This is a genomic window from Streptococcus infantis, from assembly GCF_047463635.1.
In the GTDB taxonomy this organism is placed as follows: domain Bacteria; phylum Bacillota; class Bacilli; order Lactobacillales; family Streptococcaceae; genus Streptococcus; species Streptococcus infantis_W.
On sequence record NZ_JASHDL010000011.1, the window covers coordinates 31,220 to 49,239 of the forward strand.

The following is an 18,020-nucleotide window of genomic DNA, read 5'->3' on the forward strand; positions in this document are numbered from 1 at the left end:
TATCCTTCCTTAGTTTGAACTTAATGTTAGAGTAATCCAACCAGTTTGACCAGTTAATTTTGAAGTGTCAATTTCCTTATTATCAATTTTCACCGATACTCCTTTAACAACACCCAATGTTATGGTTACTGGAGATCCTTTAGAAATGGTTGTTTTGGCTGTTTTATTATTAGGTTCAAGAGTCACTCCCCCTGCTAAATCAGTATCCGAAACGCTAATCCAGCTTGTTGTATCTGTTACAGATAATTGAAGATCCGCAGAATCTTTAGATGTCTTATATTCCACTGATAAAGCATCTCCCTGACCTGAAACAGTCAAAGTAGTTGCCTCACTCGAACTTGATGAACTAGTAGCTTGACTACTACTTGATGCTACACTACTAGAGCTACTTGTTGAACTCACAACACTATAAGTTGCCGCAGAAGACGCAGTTGGTTGGGTTTGAATATAATTCCACACATAGTAGGTTACAAAAATTAAAATTGATAAAGAAAAAAGAACAAAGTAAAATAGCGGGAGAAATGAATTTTTCTTTCGATTAGACCGTCTACGTCCTGAAAGTTCAATCTCATCTACATCAACTTCTTCATAAGTAATCATACTTCCCGAATCATAGGCATCTAGAACAATATTTTCATCTAATTCAACAGCCCAAGCATACTTTCTCAAAAATGAACGAGCATAAAAAGTACTCGGTAGTTTGTCAAAATCATCTGACTCCATTGCCTCCAACAAATCCAGCTGAATATCTGTCTTTCTGTGCAATTCCTCTAAGCTCAGTCCTTGGTTAATTCTTGCAAGACGTAAGACCTCACCAATTGTTTTTTTTCTCATACTTAACATTCCTTCTTTCTAGTGTATTTTCTAGCGATTATATCGGGAAAATTGTACAATCAACCATATCGCTATTATCTATCAAATCATGTCCAGCCTCTAGAATATCTTCTAAAGTAATTTCCTGCAAAAGTTTAGGAAGGTCAAACAGGGTAGAACCTGTATCAGTTGGATGATACTGAGTAGCAATGTATTCAAGAGAATCCATACTATGAAGAAATTCTCCATACATCTCAGTTTTTACAATATCCAAGTGATCCTCAGTTATATCCTCATCTTTAACAAAATTGCGAATAGCTTTACGAAATTGATGAGAAAGTGCCACAGGTTCCTTTGTATCCATTGTTAATATCACAAAATGGAAACGAGGATCTACTTCTATTTCTAGAGACAGGGAAGCATCCAGTTTACCTGTCTCATATAATTTTTGAAATCTTTGTGAAGTCCAACCAAACATCATTGTAAACAACAATTTCAATAAAAGATGATAACGATACTGATCTCGATTTCCTATGTCTTCATTTCCTCTAATACCGATCGCTAATTTTGGAGAAGCCACGTCCATCCGTAAACTTTCAGTAGTCTTTACAGGATGTAAAGGTATTTTTTCTCTCTTAAACTCATGTTTTTTTTCTTGAGGATGAGATTTCGTAGCAAAATAATCTTCAAGCAGTTCAAAATCAAAATTCCCCACTAAAAAGATATTACTATTGACAGGTCTGTAAAACTCTTTAAAGTTCTCTTCTAAATCCTCCAAACAAATAGCATCAATAGAGTTTTCACTACCAACAATATCTGAAGCTAAAGGACTTTCTGGATAGAGATTTGCCAAAGTCTTGAAAAATAGACAAGAATCCGGATCATCCTGATACATCTCTCTTTCCTGTTGAATGATATCCTTTTCGCGCTCCACAGATTCTTCAGTCATATTGAAAGTAGTGACAAGTTCTTCTAGCAAATCTAAACACTCTAGAACATTTTCAGAAGTCGAGAAAAGATAGCTAGTGTTCGTAAAGCTCGTAAAGGCATTACTTTCAGCACCCAACTCTGTAAAAGCTGCCATAACATCTCCAGAATCTTCTCTTTCAAAAAGCTTATGTTCTAAGAAATGAGCGATTCCTTGTGGATATTGTTGTAAGTCATTACCATCCACTGTAAACCTTGTGTCAACAGAACCAACTTGGACACTTACAACGCCATAAACCTCGTTAAAGTCCTTTTTAGGTAGTAAAGTAACTGTCAAACCATTTTCTAAGCTAGTTTGATACAAAGTTTCTTTTACAGCAGGATAATATTTCTTTTGAAAAGTAGGTCTGGTCATTCTGCTCCTTCCATAAAATAAATAGCCTGCAACTTAAAACTGTTTGCTGCTTCACAAATTGCTTCTCTATCAACTTGTTCAAGCTTATCGATTAAAGTTTTTGTATCAAGATTCGCCTTCCCAAAAAAAGTTGACAAATAATATTTATCGACGATAGAATCTTGATTATCCTGAGCTAGTAGTAAAGAGCGACGAATCATTTGTTTGGTCTGATCAATTTCCTTATCTGTAAACTTGCCATTTTTTATGTCAAGTAACTGATGATTCATCAATTTTCTTACCTTGTTTCGATTTTGCCGATCAATTCCAGCAAATAGTTGTAAAAATCCACTAAAGAGATCCAAATGACTTGATACCGTATAGGCCAGTCCTTCTTTTTCTCGCACTTGGGTAAATAGTTTCGAATGAGGAAAGGCTCCTAAAAGACCATTTACAAGAAGCACTGCCATCTGTTCTTCATCACCATATGCCACTGAACTATGGTAGCCCATCTCTAAAACAGACTGTCCTAATCTCTTTCTAACAATACCTTCTCTAAGAATATTAGAATAGGGTTGCTGATATTGAATGTTTACAGCTAATTTACGACCTGTTAAAGGAAATTTATGTAAAAACTCTAAAACTTCAATTTCATTAAAATCGCCTAAGAAGAAAATATCTATTTGGTCTTCTTTTAGCATTTTTTGATAGCTTGAAAAACATGTTTTTGAAGTCTCTTCTGAAATTCTAGAAATCAAATCTTTTGGAACTAGCTGCATTGATTCTTCTTGGAAAAACAATTGATCTAACTCTTTATGTGCAAAGAAGAATGGGTCTTCCAATTCTGATTCTAGCCTTGATAAGATCTGTTTTTTCTCGATGTCAAAAGCATTTTTCTCAAATCCATCCTCATCCGACAATGGTGTAAACAGAACCTGGTGCAGTAATTCTAAAATTTGAGAAGTTAATACGTTTTTCTTACTTAAAAATTCATCACGCACATAGGTAATATTCAAATCCACAAGATGACTTTGTCCTCTTCGATAGGCGTGCGCTGACAAATCAGTTCCATACAAGGTTGCTAAACGTTTTCTAAACAGTTGAGCAGTTGGATAACTTTGGTTGGCAGTTTCAAACATACTGGCACTTAACATGCGACTTGAAATTGAATCCAAAGACAATGGAGCTGTGAAACGCACAGTAATTTTATTAGTTTTAAATTTTTTTGATTGGATAAAATGCACTGCAATTCCAGGTACTAACTCCATCGCTTACCTCCTTCTACATAGAGTTCTATTATACCATGAAAAGAGAAAATTTTCTTGTTCTCTTTATTCCTTTTAGAATTAAAATCGCTTTCATTTCTAATGAATTTACCTCTGCCATTTCAAGGTAAAATATGGTATAATACCAAAGATTGAGGTGAACTATGGAATACAAATTATTTGAAGAATTTATCACTCTCCAAGCTCTCTTGAAAGAACTTGGTATTATACACAGTGGCGGAGCCATTAAATCCTTTTTAGCTGAGCATCTTGTCTACTTTAATGGCGAATTGGAAAATCGTCGTGGGAAAAAAGTAAGAATCGGAGACTCCATCGACATTCCTGATTTGAAAATCCACATCATTTTGACTCAACCTAGTCAAGAAGAACAGGAAGAATATCTTCAAGAAAAACTTGAGAAAGAACGTGTGGCTAAACTTGTCAAAGAAATGAATAAGACGGTCAAAAAAAAGCCAACAAAAAAGACCCAGAAAGCTGAAACAAAAACTGCGCCACGTTTCCCAGGTAGATAAGTATGTGGCTGAAAAATTTATCCATCAAACAATTTCGAAACTATCAGGATACTGAAATTGAATTTAATCCTAAATTGAATGTATTTGTTGGTCGAAATGCACAAGGCAAAACCAATCTCCTGGAAAGTATTTACTTTTTAGCTTTAACTAGAAGCCATCGGACAAAGACAGACAAAAATTTAATTCAATTTGAAGAAGAACAGCTTCAAGTTTCTGGAATTCTTCAAAAACGAACGGCTACTGTTCCACTTGAGATTGACTTGACTCCAAAAGGTCGGATTACTAAAGTTAATCACTTAAAACAAGCTCGGCTATCTGACTATATTGGACACATGAATGTTGTTCTATTTGCACCCGAAGATTTACAACTTGTCAAAGGAGCACCTGCTATCCGACGTAAGTTTATAGATATGGAACTAGGACAAATCAAACCCATATACTTGTCAGACTTGTCAAGCTACAACCATGTGCTCAAACAAAGAAATACCTACTTAAAATCAGCGAATCAGATTGACGAAACATTTTTATCTGTTCTAGATGACCAGCTAGTAGACTACGGTTGTCGGGTGATGGTCCACAGAGAAGAATTTATAAAAAAAATGGAATCTTTTGGTCGTGAAAAGCACTTTGATATTTCAGACCAATTAGAAGAGTTGTCAATTCGTTATCAACCATCCGTAAACTTCACTGACAAGGGAAAACTAGCAGAATCTTTCTATGCAGCACTTCAAAAAAGTAGATCAAGAGATTTATTTAAGAAGAATACTGGAGTTGGTCCTCATCGAGATGATATGATTTTCTTAATCAACGGTATAGAAGCAAGTTTTGGCAGTCAAGGACAGCATCGTAGCCTTGTCCTCTCTATCAAACTAGCTGAAATTGAGTTGATGGAGAGTATTACCAAGGAAGCGCCTATTCTTTTACTTGACGATGTTATGAGTGAACTTGACAATACTCGTCAACTTAAATTATTAGAGACTATATCTCAAAACATTCAAACCTTTATTACTACAACTAGTTTAGAGCATCTTCAGAACTTACCTGATAATCTCAGTGTATTTACAGTAAAAGATGGTCAATTGTCTGTAAACTAATATTTACAATATTGTAATAAAAAAATCTCCTGTCAAACAGGAGATTTTTTTATTACATTGAGTAGTTTGGTGCTTCATTTGTGATTTGCACATCGTGTGGATGGCTTTCTTTTAGACCAGCACCAGACATTTCGATAAACTGAGCATTGTCATGTAATTCTTTTAGGTTAGCAGCACCACAGTAACCCATACCAGAACGAATACCACCAATCATTTGGAAGACGATATCGGCTGCTGCACCTTTATAAGCAACACGACCTTCGATTCCTTCTGGAACCAGTTTGTTTGCTTCATTGACAGAACCTTGGAAGTAACGGTCGCTTGACCCCTTCTTCATAGCAGCAATTGAGCCCATACCGCGGTATGTCTTGAACTTACGTCCTTGGAAGATTTCAGTTTCACCTGGAGCTTCATCTGTTCCCGCGAACATTGAACCAAGCATTACTGCATTTCCACCAGCAGCAAGAGCTTTTACAATATCGCCAGAATACTTGATTCCACCATCAGCGATGATTGTTTTGCCATATTCACGCGCAACTGCTGCCGCATCATAGATAGCTGTAACTTGTGGAACTCCGACACCTGCAATAACACGAGTTGTACAGATTGAACCTGGTCCAATACCAACTTTAACAACGTCAACTCCTGCGTCATAAAGGGCACGCGCACCTTCAGCAGTAGCGATGTTCCCAGCAATCAGTGTACGGTCTGGGAAATGCGCACGGATTTCAGCGATTTTACGAAGAACACCCGCTGAGTGACCATGAGCAGTATCGATAACAATGGCATCAGCCCCTGCTTCAAAGAGGGCTTCAGCACGTTCAAATGTATCAGAAGTAACACCTACCGCACCAGCAACAAGAAGACGACCAAATTCATCTTTTGCAGCATTTGGAAATTCAATTACTTTTTCAATATCTTTGATTGTGATCAAGCCAGAAAGACGACCTTTTTCATCAACCAGTGGAAGTTTTTCAATACGGTGTTCTTGAAGAATGCTCTCAGCAGTTTTTAAGTCTGTACCAACTGGAGCAGTAACCAAGTTTTCACTGGTCATGTGTTTTGAAATTGGTTGGTTGTAGTCAGAAATAAAGCGAAGATCTCGATTGGTCAATATACCAATTAACTTACGGTTTTCGAGAGTTTCTACCACTGGAACACCACTGATACGGTAACGTCCCATGAGTTCGTCTGCTTCTGCAATTGTATGCTCTGGAGTCAAGAAAAATGGATCGATAATAACACCATTCTCAGAACGTTTTACCTTACGAACTTCATCTGCCTGTTGTTCAATAGACATGTTTTTATGGATAACTCCAAGACCACCTGCTCGCGCGATAGCAATGGCCATCTGGCTTTCTGTTACAGTATCCATCGCAGCTGTAATAATTGGGATATTTAAATTCAGATTATCAGCCAATTTCGTTGTTAAATCCGCATCATTAGGCAACACATGGCTCTCTGCTGGAATAAGCAATACATCATCAAAGGTAAAACCTTTTTTCAAAAATTTAGTGTCCCAATTAGACATTGAAGTTTCCTCTTTTCTTTCTTTTTGAGCTTGACGCTTTTTGTATTGTATCTATCATACCATTCTATGAAAATTTGTCAATTATATTGATAATAGATAATGTAAAAAACTATCCCTTTAATTTTAAAGAAGAGATAGTTTTAGAGTTCGTATTTTATCTATTAATGAAAGTAATTTAGACCCATTGCTGATTTTACTTCTGATAGCGTTTGGCCAGCAACTTCTCGAGCTTTTTCACTACCTTTTTGTAACATATTATACACTTCACCCATATCTTTAGCATATTCTAGGCGACGTTCACGGATTGGACCAAGTTCACGGTCTAGGATTTCAAGTAGATACCGTTTTGTCTTAACATCACCTAGACCTCCACGTTGATAATGCTCTTTCATGTCAGCAATTTCTTGAGCATCTTCAGGACGTCCGAATACGTCTAAGTAATGGAAAACCATATTTCCTTCAATCTTACCTGGATCCTCAACACGAATGTGATCTGGATCTGTATACATACTCATTACTTTCTTACGCAAAGTATCTGCATCATCTGACAAGTAGATACCATTATTAAGCGATTTAGACATTTTGGCATTTCCATCAAGACCAGGTAAGCGACCTGCTCCTTCATTTTCAGGATAAATTCCTTCCGGTTCTACTAAAACATCACAATTATAGGCATGGTTGAATGAACGCACAATCTCACGCGTTTGTTCAATCATCGGTTTTTGGTCTGTACCTACAGGAACATAGTTAGCCTTAAAAGCTGTGATATCTGCTGCTTGAGCAATTGGATAAACTAAAAATCCAGTTGGAATACTTTCTCCAAATCCTTTCTGAGCAATTTCTGTCTTTACAGTAGGATTACGCTCCAGACGAGCCAAAGACACTAGATTCATGTAATACATAGAAAGCTCTGCCAATTCTGGAATCTGGCTTTGAATGAAAATCGTTGATTTGTTAGGATCCAATCCCACTGCAAGATAGTCCAAAGCAACATTCCCAATAGACTCTACAATTGTTTGTGGATCTTTTGCATGGTCAGTTAAAGCTTGCTGGTCAGCCAAAAAAACAAACATGTCATATTTATCTTCTTGCTGTAATAAGACACGATTTTTTAAGCTACCAACGTAGTGCCCAATATGTAATTTCCCCGTTGGACGATCTCCTGTTAAAATAATGGGTTTATTCATCTTATTCTCCTTTGATATAGTCCTTTCAATTATAGCATTTTTTTGATAAAAAGACAGGTAATTTTTTTTATCAAATAATTACGATTTCAACTCCTCAGCTGTAAACTATCTGTAAACATCCTTTACAAATAATTGACAGATAAAAATTTGAATATTTGCTGATTTTCTAGTAGAATTAGAGTATTATATATAATAGGAGAAAAAAATTGCTAACAGTATCTGATGTTTCACTACGTTTTAGTGATCGCAAACTTTTTGATGAGGTCAACATCAAATTTACAGAAGGAAACACATATGGTTTAATTGGTGCTAACGGTGCAGGTAAATCAACATTTTTAAAAATCTTAGCTGGTGATATCGAACCTACAACTGGTCATGTTTCTCTTGGACCTGATGAACGTCTTTCTGTGCTTCGTCAAAATCACTTTGACTATGAGGATGAACGTGTTATTGATGTTGTTATCATGGGTAATGAAAAACTATACAACATCATGAAAGAAAAAGATGCTATCTATATGAAAGCAGACTTTACTGATGAAGATGGAGTTCGTGCAGCTGAGCTTGAAGGTGAATTTGCTGAACTAGGTGGTTGGGAAGCTGAGAGTGAAGCTTCACAACTCTTGCAAAACTTGAATATCCCTGAAGATCTTCATTACCAAAATATGAGTGAACTTGCAAATGGAGACAAAGTGAAAGTACTCCTTGCTAAAGCTCTATTTGGTAAACCAGATGTCCTTCTTTTGGATGAGCCGACCAACGGTTTGGATATCCAATCTATTACTTGGTTAGAAGATTTCTTGATTGATTTTGATAACACCGTTATTGTTGTGTCCCATGACCGTCACTTCTTAAATAAAGTATGTACTCACATGGCCGACCTTGACTTTGGAAAAATCAAACTCTATGTCGGAAACTACGACTTCTGGAAAGAATCTTCTGAGCTTGCTGCTAAATTGCTAGCAGACCGTAATGCTAAAGCAGAAGAAAAAATTAAGCAACTCCAAGAATTCGTTGCTCGTTTTTCTGCTAATGCTTCTAAATCAAGACAAGCAACATCACGTAAGAAAATGCTTGATAAGATTGAACTTGAAGAAATTGTGCCATCTAGTCGTAAATATCCATTTATCAACTTTAAAGCTGAACGAGAAATCGGAAACGATCTCTTGACAGTAGAAAATCTATCTGTCAAGATTGATGGTGAAACTATTCTTGACAACATCAGCTTTATCTTGCGTCCAGGTGACAAGACAGCTCTTATCGGTCAAAACGACATTCAAACAACTGCATTGATTCGTGCTATTATGGGTGATATTGACTATGAGGGAACTGTCAAGTGGGGGGTTACAACTAGTCGCTCTTACTTACCAAAAGACAATTCAGCTGATTTTGCTGGGAGTGAATCTATCCTTGACTGGCTCCGTCAATTTGCAAGTAAAGAAGAAGATGACAATACCTTCTTGCGTGGTTTCCTTGGTCGTATGCTCTTCTCTGGAGATGAGGTTAACAAACCTGTAAATGTCTTGTCAGGGGGAGAAAAAGTGCGCGTGATGCTATCGAAACTCATGCTTTTGAAATCAAATGTTCTAGTACTTGACGATCCTACTAATCACTTAGATTTGGAATCTATTTCAAGTTTAAACGATGGTTTGAAAAACTTCAAAGAATCTATCATCTTCGCCAGTCATGACCATGAATTCATTCAAACATTGGCTAACCACATTATTGTCCTATCTAAAAATGGTGTAATTGACCGTATCGATGAAACCTATGATGAATTCTTAGAAAATGCTGAAGTACAAGCAAAAGTTAAAGAACTTTGGAAAGACTAAATAATACTTTAAAACTCAGTTGGATTAACCAACTGAGTTTTCTATCATTCTATGAGGTAACATGAAAACATTTTTTAGAAACTATTGGACCTATCTTATTTCTTTCATCATTCCCCTAGTGATTATGTCAGGAGTCTATCTCTCCCAAGGTATCTACTGGAACAGTGATACTTCACCTTTATTAGGGGATGGGTTTCATCAATATGTTATTTTTGATCTTAATCTCCGTCATATTTTACATGGAAGTGGTAGTTTATTTTATACCTTTACCAGCGGTCTAGGTCTCAATTTTTATGCCTTGTCCAGTTATTATCTTGGTAGTTTTCTATCTCCTCTTGTTTATTTTTTTGATGTATCAGGCATGCCAGATTCAGTCTATCTGTCAACCTTGTTGAAATTTGGCTTGATAGGTCTGTCAACCTTTTTTAGCTTGAGTAAACTATTTAAAAATATACTAGCCCCACTTCGATTTGCTCTATCTACTTCTTATGCTTTAATGAGCTTTACAGTTAGTCAACTCGAAATAAAAACTTGGTTAGATGTTTTTATTTTAATCCCCTTGATTTTAACAGGTTTACATCTACTCATAACGGATAAAAAACGTATTTTATACTTTACAAGTTTGTCAATATTATTTATCCAAAACTACTATTTTGGTTATATGACTGCCCTGTTTTTGATTGTTTGGTATTTTTGCCAACTTTCCTGGGATTTTAAAAGACGTAAGTTCTCTTTCCTTGATTTCATTATAACTTCCTTACTCGCTGGTTTAACAAGTTTCATCATGACACTCCCAACCTTGTTTGATTTAAGAACTCATGGTGAAAAACTAACCGCTATTACAAAAATAAAAACAGATGCCAGTTGGTATCTAGATCTATTCGCTAAACAATTCATTGGTGCTTTCGATACAACTAAATATGGTTCCATCCCTATGATTTTTGTTGGCCTCCTTCCTTTCATCTTAACAATTGTATTCTTTACATTAAGATCAATTAAGTTTCACGTGAAACTATGCTATACAACTCTACTCATTATCATCATTGCTAGTTTTTATCTAGAAGCCTTAGATCTATTTTGGCAAGGAATGCACGCACCAAATATGTTTCTTCATCGCTATGCGTGGATTTTCTCCACTCTTTTGATTTATATATCAGCAGAAGTTTTAAATAGGGTTAAAGATATAAAATTGTGGAATGTTTTATGCTCAATGGCCTTCATTTTAGCTGGTTATTTGGCAACCATTTATTTTAAAAATCATTATTCGTTTTTAACTAAATTAAATATACTCTTAACGCTTGAATTCTTAGTGGTATACTTGCTGTTGTTATTAGCACTTATTAAAAAACTGATTTCTCCAAAAATCTTTTCAATTCTTATTTTGATCTTTACAATAAGTGAAATTAGTTTTAATGCTTCATCGCAATTCAATGGAATTACGAAAGAATGGGGATTTGCTTCTCGTACTACCTATGATAAAGATATTCCAAGTATGGAAGCTATTTTGGAGTATATCAAACAGCAACCAGATACATTTACACGAACTGAAAAATTGCAGACACAGACTGGAAATGACAGCATGAAATTTAACTACAATGGCATTTCCCAATTTTCATCTGTTCGTAATCGTTCTGCAAGTACAACTTTAGACAAGTTGGGTTTTAAATCTTCAGGTACCAACCTTAATCTCCGTTATGCAAATAACAGTATCATTGCAGATAGTTTATTTGGAATCAGCTATAATATTTCTGAAACCTATCCAGATAAATTTGGTTTTCATCCTAGCTATCAAAAAGATAATCTAACCCTTTATAAAAATCAATTTGCTCTGCCAATTGCTTTTGCTACACAGTCTCTTTACAAAGATGTCACTTTCAATGACCATACTCTTGATAACCAAACTCAATTTTTAAATCAAATTGCTGATTTAAATGAAGAGTACTATTCTCCAATAAATTATTATAAAGACTCTAGTGATAGTTTGGTCAATTTAAACGGAACTTCTATCGAAGATGCAACTATCAACTACAGCATTGAAGTACCTGATAATAGTCAGGTTTATCTTTCAATGACAAAGCTAAATTTCTCTAATGATAAGAAAAAGCAAGTTGACATCATTGTCAATGGTGAAAAAAAATCCTTTACCACAGATAATGCTTTTACATTTTTTAATCTTGGGTATACAGACCATAAACAAACTTTTGATATCCAAGTTAAGTTCCCAGGAAATGCTCAAGTATCATTTGAATCTCCAACTTTCTATCGATTAGATACTAAAAAGTATACGGAGGCAATTACTAAAATAAAAGAAAATCCAGTAGAAGTGAGCTCTTATAAAAATAAAGTCATTGTTAATTATAAGGTAAAGAATGAGACATCAATTTTTTTCACAATTCCTTATGACCAAGGATGGTCTGCTTATCAAAATGGTAAAAAATTACAAATTCAACAGGCACAAACTGGATTTATGAAAATTGATGTTCCTGAAGGTGAAGGAACTATTACCCTTTCATTTATTCCAAAAGGATTTATTGCTGGTGCAAGTTGTTCTCTTATAGCCATTATTATCTTTATCTTTTACGATTTTCAAAGAAAAAAATATTCTAGATAAAAAAACTATCGACCGAATTGGTCGATAGTTTTTAATCTTCTTCAACTTTTTTAGGTTGGTAGGCAAGCATTCCTAAAGCAACAAAAATCATTATTGTAAAGATAAGGAAAATAATCTGACTATGAATATTACCTGTCATAGAAATGGTTTGTCGTAGACCTGAAACTGAATAACTCATAGGTAACCATGGGTTAATAGTTTTAAAGAATTGATTCGTCAAAGCTAAAGGATAAGTTCCTGCACTTGATGCTAATTGAAGGAGTAATAAAATTAAAGAGAAGAAGGCGCCTAGGCGAGAATTCCAGGTTGTCAATGCTGTTACCATCGCCATGAAAGCAAGACTGGTTAAAATAATCAAAGCAAAGGTCTTGAATTCGTGAACTGCAGTCAGTCCGATTAAATGTACTCCACCATAAACTAATACTCCTGCCAAACCAGCAATGATACCGTTAATTTCAAAGCGAGACTTAAACCAAGCCCAGCGACTTTCTGGATGGCGCCCAGAAGGCAATTTAGCAAAAATCATATTAGTTGAAATAGCAGCAACAAAAAGAGCAACTGATATCATATATGGAGCCATAGCAATTCCATTAACTGCTACTTGATCCTTATCAGTTTTTGAAAGACTTAGAGGATCAGCTAGTAAATCTGCATTTGTTGGTTCAGTTGAAGCCTGTTTCAATTGTCCCTCAGCCTCTATCAAACCTTGATTTAATTGACTTGAACCATCACTTAATTTTCCAAGTCCTGATTGTAGAATTTCTGAGCCTTGAGCAAGTTGATCTGCTCCACTAGCTATTTTTTCAGAACCATTAGCCAGTTGATTTGCTCCTGAAACTAGCTGGTCTGATTTATCAGCCAATTGTTGAGAACCCGCTTGTAATTGATTAAATCCAGCAGTTAAATCTGATGTTTTATTGTTTACTTGGTTGACACCTGATGCAAGTTTATCAATTCCTGTTGCTAATTCTGGCCCATTCGCTGCTAACTTAGCAGTTGCACCTGTCAATGTAGAAGATTTTTCTGTCAACTGATTAGAGCCTTGTAGCAACTTATTGAAACTTCCTGTCAAGTTCGAATTTTTCGAACTCAACTGACTTGCTCCTAAAGCTACTTGGTCTACAGATTTTGTATAGCTGTCAATACCAGATAGAGTTTGACGAGCTGGCAATAACTGACCATCAATTGCTGTTTGAATCTGTGTTAATCCACTTGACAAACTTGTCAAGGTAGCAGTAGTAGTTGGCAACAATTTCGCTGAACTTGTTTTTAAGCGACTAAGGCTATTTGCTTGATTATTTACATTCTCTAAAGAAGATTGTAACGTTTGAACTGTAGTTAAAATTGTTCGTGCTGACTCACTAGTAGAAGATGATTGATTAGAAACCACAGAAGTTATCTCTGCCTGTTGGTCAGGAGTTAAGCTTTGATAAGCACTCGTAGATTGAATAGCTGATAAAGTAGTTTCTTTTTCAGATTGATTTGAAGTAACGATGCTTTGTGCTGAATTTGCAATCGTTGATAGACTACTAGAAAGCTGATTTGTTAACTCTGTTATTTCTCCTGTGTCTGACGTTTGAATATCATGATTCAGTTGCTCCAAGCCAGAAACTAATTGATGAATCTGATCTCTTTGTTGAGTTGATAAACTTAATTGACTAGACAGTTCTTGAATTCCTTGATTAAGTTGTGTTAATCCTGTACGTAGAGTCTCTGATTGTTTAGAAATCTGATTTGCACCTGATGATAGACTTTGAACTCTATTTGTATAAGTATCAATACCAAGTGAAAATTGATTTAATCCTGAATTAAGTTGAGAAACACCACCTGTATAGGCTTGTGTGCCTGCATCAAGTTGAGTCAATCCTGATACCAGAGCTGGTGTCTTTGAGTTCAGTTGTTTTAATCCATTATCGATTTGTGAAATAGCGCCTGTATATTGATTTAAACCAGTATTAAAATTACCAAGACCAAGATTTAACTGATTTACGCCAGCTGTATAGCTTCCTAATCCTGTAGATAATTGATCAGCACCATTAGAAAATATGAGACTTGATTGAGCTAGGGTTTGAAGATTGGTTGATAAGGTTTGACTACCATCAGAAAGCTTATTAGAACCATCAGCCAACTGTAAACTTGCATTTGCCGCTTGAGATAAACCAAGTTTTAAATCACCCATCTTCTCAAATAAAGCTTTGGTATAAGATTGAGTAACATTAGTAGCCACAGTCTGTTTGATTTGTGTCATGGCAGAATCACTCATCTTGCTTGCAATAAAACTATGACCACTTGATGTCTGATAGTCAATCGTCATCTGTTCAGGATGATTTGTAAGAATAGAAGAAGCTTTCTCAGAAAGATTACTTGGCAACGTTACAACCATGTAATAATCTCCATCCCGCAGTCCTCTTTCTCCCTCACCTTCATCTACAAAATGAAAATCCAGACTATCACTATCTTTTAAATTAGACACCATGTCTTCACCAATAGTGAGTTTTTCATCGTTATAAGTAGCAGCTTGATCCTTATTAACAATTGCTACAGGTAACTCCGAAAGTTTACCGTATGGATCCCACATTGATGATAAGAAAATGATATTGTAAAGAGCTGGAATTAAGGAAATTCCTATCATGACAATAATAAATGTCGGTTTTTTAAAGATTGCTTTCCATTCTTTAAACATATTGTCTCCTTTTTTTAAACTACTTGTCTAAATTTCTGATATAATAGATTATACATAAAAAAATTAAAAAGACAAGATAAAAAATCTATTTTTGAACATATTGTCTAAAAATGTTCATCTGGAGGGAACATGCAAGAAAGTAATAAACGATTAAAAACCAAGCGCATTATCGAAAATGCTATGGTAGAATTATTGATGGAACAACCATTCGATCAGATTACAACTGTTAAATTAGCGCAAAAAGCTGGAATTAGCCGCTCCAGTTTCTATACTCATTACAAAGATAAATACGACATGATTGAACATTACCAAAGTAAACTATTTCATACCTTCGAATATATCTTTCAAAAACATGCTAATCACAAACGAGATGCTATTCTAGAAGTATTTGAATACTTAGAATCAGAACCACTCCTAGCAGCTCTTTTATCTGAAAATGGAACCAAGGAAATTCAAAATTTCCTGCGAAATAAGCTTCACATCCTACTGAGCACGGACCTTCAAAAACGTTTTATGCAACTCAAACTAAATGAAATAGAATTAGAATACAGTAGCGTCTACTTAACAAATGCTCTCTTTGGAGTCTGTCAAACCTGGATTGCCCACGGAAAAAAAGAAAGTCCACAAGAAATCACGGACTTTTTAATGAAAATGTTAGGGGATACAAATTAATAAAAAGCTCTATAATAGTTATAGGGAATCAAACCCCTATGGATATTATGGAGCCTATTTTGTTGTTCTTATTAGGCTAAGGCAATACAATTTTCTTAGTTTTATTTTAGGACAAAAATCATTATCTCTCCGTATGTTAGGTATGCCTCCCCTCATTACATCGAACAAAGAATCAAAAAAAGGAACACCAAATTAGTGTTCCTTTCATCTGACTCCGCCAGTAGGACTCGAACCTACGACATCATGATTAACAGTCATGCGCTACTACCAACTGAGCTATGGCGGATTAAATAGTCCGTACGGAATTAGAACCCGTGTTACCGCTATGAAAAGACGATTTCTTAACCAACGGACCCTCTACCTGTAGCAGATATAACCATTATATCAATTTATCAAAAATTGTCAATTACTTTTTTTGGTTTTTAGCCATTAGTTCTCTCAATTTTTTAGTTTTTAGGCGAGAGATAGGACAACGATGATCTTCATAAAATACAACTTCCATTTTTTTACGATCAATTTCTCTCACATTACCGATATTGACTAAAAATGACTTATGAGCTAGATAAAAACGTTGGGTTTCCTTATCCTTTTCTTGAATATCTGTCATTGTTCCATAAAATTCTTTTGCAAAATTCTTACCTACAATTCGTAATTTATGAGAAGTTCCAGTTGTCTCAATGTAGAGAATATCATGATAAGGAATACAAAGATCATTTCCTTTATAACTATAATCAAAATAATCAACGACTGATTGGTTTTCAAGTAAAGTAGTTTTAGTGTAAAGCACACAGTCGGCAACTCTATTTTTAAAAACTTGATCACTGGTTTCTTTATCAATGAAATCCAATGCTGAAACTTTGTATTTATAAGTCAAGGTAGCAAATTCAGATCGACTTGTAATAAAAACAATAATGGCATAAGGATTGCGATGACGAATAAATTGAGCAACCTCAAATCCTTTTCTCTCAATCCCATTGATATCAATATCTAGAAAATAAAGCTGATTAACTTCATCATGCTCTACATATTCCATAAACTCTCTCACTTTTCCTGTTGTTTTATAGGAGATAGGAATATTTGTTTCCTTAGAGATTTTATTCAAAGTTGTTTCCAACCTTACTTGGTGTTCTATAATATCTTCTAAAATTAATACTTTCATATCAGTTCCCTCTTAAATCTAATCACTTGTTTAAATACATCATTATCAATTTCTGTTTCTAAAATAACATTGTCATATTTTCCTAAAATTTCTTTAACATTATTGAGTCCAAGTCCTCTATGTCTTCCTTTAGTTGAAAATCCTAATTCAAATAAATCTTCGGATTTTACCTTTCTTTTTTTACAAGAGTTTTGGATAACAACTAGGGTTTCAAGATCCAATTTGATGATAGCTACCTCTAGTTGTTTTTGATAGCTTTCAACTGCCCCTTCAACAGCATTATTGAGCAGAACGCTCATCACGCGCACCAAGTCTAATAATTCCATAGACAAAGGTGTGATGATATCTTTTACCTCTAATGTGTACTCTACATCATTCGTTTTCGCATTGACAATAGATTGAGCAATCAAACTACGAAGTGCTGAATCCTCAATATTGTTCAAATCGAAATAGGTATACTTGTCTGAACGTAATTTTTGATTCGCCTTTACAAGAACTTCACTGTAAACTCTGTCAATTTCTTGTAAATCTTTACTTTCGATCGCCATTCTTAAGCTGACAAGCATGCCTGTATAATCATGGCGAAAACCACGAATTTCATTATATAAAGTAACAATCTCATCCGTGTAAGTTTGTAAATGTTTTTGCTCAAACTTCTTTTGTTCCAATTCAATCTCTTTTTCTATTTGAACCTTGTGAGAATTCATAGAAAAGAAAGTCAAAAGTAGGCCAACAAAAATAATGGATGATAAAATACTTCCAAAACCATTTAAGTGACGAATCGTACTCACAATATCTGAAGTGAAAGAGACAACGTGTAGAAAAATAAATGTAAAGAGCACTTTTTTCAGAAAAGGATATAGATAGTCTTTATCAAAATATTTAAATTCGAGATGGAAATAAGAAACAACAACTTTAATAACCAAATAAGTTAAGATCAGGATAAATAGAGAAAAATAATTGTTATACTTCAATGCAAACTCATCTCCTGTAATAGATGATAAGGTTACTGATAAAAAGTTATTAGTACTATTATATAAAAGAGAAAATAATAGACTGATAAAAATTCCCTTAGATTTCTCATACTTCTTAAATCCAACAAAGTAACCAAATAGGAGGAAAGGAAATAACAATTTAGACAAACCAAAACTATCTAAGTTCAAGAAATGGAGAGTTACTTCTAATACTAATGGTAGTAGAAAGATATAAAGACTAAAAAAATATTGGTCTTTTCTAGTTGCTTTACAAACCCATTCATGAATTTTACTAATAATAAAAACATAAACAATAGCAATTACTAATCCGAATAAATCCATTATTTC

The 18,020-nt window shown here is 34.8% G+C and carries 13 protein-coding genes and 1 tRNA gene; 5 read left to right on the top strand and 9 right to left on the bottom strand.

Going from position 1 to position 18,020, the window contains the following annotated elements:
- Positions 1-9: 9 nt before the first annotated feature.
- Genes rodZ through yfmF form a run of 3 tightly spaced genes read right to left on the bottom strand, consistent with a single transcriptional unit; the run spans position 10 to position 3,402 of the window.
- The gene (gene rodZ, locus QM867_RS07320) at positions 10-834 is read right to left on the bottom strand and encodes a cytoskeleton protein RodZ (protein WP_414311362.1); all 825 of its coding nucleotides are present in this window, start codon (positions 832-834) and stop codon (positions 10-12) included.
- Positions 835-871: 37 nt separating this feature from the next.
- Entirely contained in the window at positions 872-2,155 is a 1,284-nt protein-coding gene (gene yfmH, locus QM867_RS07325; protein WP_414311363.1) for an EF-P 5-aminopentanol modification-associated protein YfmH, read from the bottom strand.
- On the bottom strand, positions 2,152-3,402 hold the full coding sequence (yfmF, locus tag QM867_RS07330) for an EF-P 5-aminopentanol modification-associated protein YfmF (RefSeq protein ID WP_414315447.1): 1,251 nt from the start codon (positions 3,400-3,402) through the stop codon (positions 2,152-2,154). The genes yfmH and yfmF overlap by 4 nt, the downstream gene beginning before the upstream one ends.
- A gap of 161 nt (positions 3,403-3,563) precedes the next feature.
- On the opposite strand from yfmF, the gene yaaA reads away from it, so the two are divergent.
- Positions 3,564-3,932 carry a S4 domain-containing protein YaaA gene (gene yaaA, locus QM867_RS07335; protein ID WP_075231086.1) on the top strand — a complete coding sequence of 123 codons (369 nt, stop codon included), beginning with the start codon at positions 3,564-3,566 and terminating at the stop codon, positions 3,930-3,932.
- 2 nt (positions 3,933-3,934) lie between these two features.
- Positions 3,935-5,026: a DNA replication/repair protein RecF gene (recF, locus tag QM867_RS07340; RefSeq protein ID WP_371608106.1), complete on the top strand. Its 1,092-nt coding sequence runs from the start codon at positions 3,935-3,937 to the stop codon at positions 5,024-5,026.
- 52 nt (positions 5,027-5,078) lie between these two features.
- Here recF and guaB read toward each other — a convergent pair whose 3' ends face one another.
- Both guaB and trpS read right to left on the bottom strand, forming a co-directional pair.
- On the bottom strand, positions 5,079-6,557 hold the full coding sequence (gene guaB, locus QM867_RS07345; protein WP_414315448.1) for an IMP dehydrogenase: 1,479 nt from the start codon (positions 6,555-6,557) through the stop codon (positions 5,079-5,081).
- Positions 6,558-6,718: 161 nt separating this feature from the next.
- Positions 6,719-7,744: a tryptophan--tRNA ligase gene (gene trpS / locus QM867_RS07350; RefSeq protein ID WP_248035091.1), complete on the bottom strand. Its 1,026-nt coding sequence runs from the start codon at positions 7,742-7,744 to the stop codon at positions 6,719-6,721.
- A 206-nt stretch (positions 7,745-7,950) separates the two neighbouring features.
- Here trpS and QM867_RS07355 point away from each other — a divergent pair, with 206 nt between their 5' ends.
- A complete protein-coding gene (locus QM867_RS07355; RefSeq protein ID WP_000958799.1) occupies positions 7,951-9,573 on the top strand; it encodes an ATP-binding cassette domain-containing protein in 1,623 nt (540 codons plus the stop codon).
- Positions 9,574-9,634: 61 nt separating this feature from the next.
- Positions 9,635-12,184, top strand: coding sequence for a YfhO family protein (locus QM867_RS07360; protein ID WP_414315449.1), 2,550 nt, complete (start codon positions 9,635-9,637; stop codon positions 12,182-12,184).
- Positions 12,185-12,215: 31 nt separating this feature from the next.
- Here QM867_RS07360 and QM867_RS07365 read toward each other — a convergent pair whose 3' ends face one another.
- Positions 12,216-14,867: a YhgE/Pip family protein gene (locus QM867_RS07365; RefSeq protein ID WP_414315450.1), complete on the bottom strand. Its 2,652-nt coding sequence runs from the start codon at positions 14,865-14,867 to the stop codon at positions 12,216-12,218.
- A 129-nt stretch (positions 14,868-14,996) separates the two neighbouring features.
- On the opposite strand from QM867_RS07365, the gene QM867_RS07370 reads away from it, so the two are divergent.
- A complete protein-coding gene (locus tag QM867_RS07370) occupies positions 14,997-15,539 on the top strand; it encodes a TetR/AcrR family transcriptional regulator C-terminal domain-containing protein (protein ID WP_414261039.1) in 543 nt (180 codons plus the stop codon).
- Between the two features lie 212 nt (positions 15,540-15,751).
- Here QM867_RS07370 and QM867_RS07375 read toward each other — a convergent pair.
- The 3 genes from QM867_RS07375 to comD form a co-directional block, all read right to left on the bottom strand.
- Positions 15,752-15,825 (bottom strand) — tRNA-Asn (locus tag QM867_RS07375).
- Positions 15,826-15,945: 120 nt separating this feature from the next.
- The gene (gene comE, locus QM867_RS07380; RefSeq protein ID WP_049530388.1) at positions 15,946-16,698 is read right to left on the bottom strand and encodes a competence system response regulator transcription factor ComE; all 753 of its coding nucleotides are present in this window, start codon (positions 16,696-16,698) and stop codon (positions 15,946-15,948) included.
- Positions 16,695-18,014 (bottom strand): competence system sensor histidine kinase ComD, encoded by a 1,320-nt coding sequence (gene comD, locus QM867_RS07385; RefSeq protein ID WP_414274057.1) that lies wholly within the window; start codon positions 18,012-18,014, stop codon positions 16,695-16,697. Before comD ends, comE begins: the two co-directional genes overlap by 4 nt.
- Positions 18,015-18,020: the final 6 nt, after the last annotated feature.

Excerpts from the sequence above, each read along its gene's own strand:
- rodZ (WP_414311362.1), bottom strand. The coding sequence starts at position 834 with ATGAGAAAAAAAACAATTGGTGAGGTCTTACGTCTTGCAAGAATTAAC.
- yfmH (WP_414311363.1), bottom strand. The coding sequence starts at position 2,155 with ATGACCAGACCTACTTTTCAAAAGAAATATTATCCTGCTGTAAAAGAA.
- yfmF (WP_414315447.1), bottom strand. The coding sequence starts at position 3,402 with ATGGAGTTAGTACCTGGAATTGCAGTGCATTTTATCCAATCAAAAAAA.
- yaaA (WP_075231086.1), top strand. The coding sequence starts at position 3,564 with ATGGAATACAAATTATTTGAAGAATTTATCACTCTCCAAGCTCTCTTG.
- recF (WP_371608106.1), top strand. The coding sequence starts at position 3,935 with ATGTGGCTGAAAAATTTATCCATCAAACAATTTCGAAACTATCAGGAT.
- guaB (WP_414315448.1), bottom strand. The coding sequence starts at position 6,557 with ATGTCTAATTGGGACACTAAATTTTTGAAAAAAGGTTTTACCTTTGAT.
- trpS (WP_248035091.1), bottom strand. The coding sequence starts at position 7,744 with ATGAATAAACCCATTATTTTAACAGGAGATCGTCCAACGGGGAAATTA.
- QM867_RS07360 (WP_414315449.1), top strand. The coding sequence starts at position 9,635 with ATGAAAACATTTTTTAGAAACTATTGGACCTATCTTATTTCTTTCATC.
- QM867_RS07365 (WP_414315450.1), bottom strand. The coding sequence starts at position 14,867 with ATGTTTAAAGAATGGAAAGCAATCTTTAAAAAACCGACATTTATTATT.
- QM867_RS07370 (WP_414261039.1), top strand. The coding sequence starts at position 14,997 with ATGCAAGAAAGTAATAAACGATTAAAAACCAAGCGCATTATCGAAAAT.
- comE (WP_049530388.1), bottom strand. The coding sequence starts at position 16,698 with ATGAAAGTATTAATTTTAGAAGATATTATAGAACACCAAGTAAGGTTG.
- comD (WP_414274057.1), bottom strand. The coding sequence starts at position 18,014 with ATGGATTTATTCGGATTAGTAATTGCTATTGTTTATGTTTTTATTATT.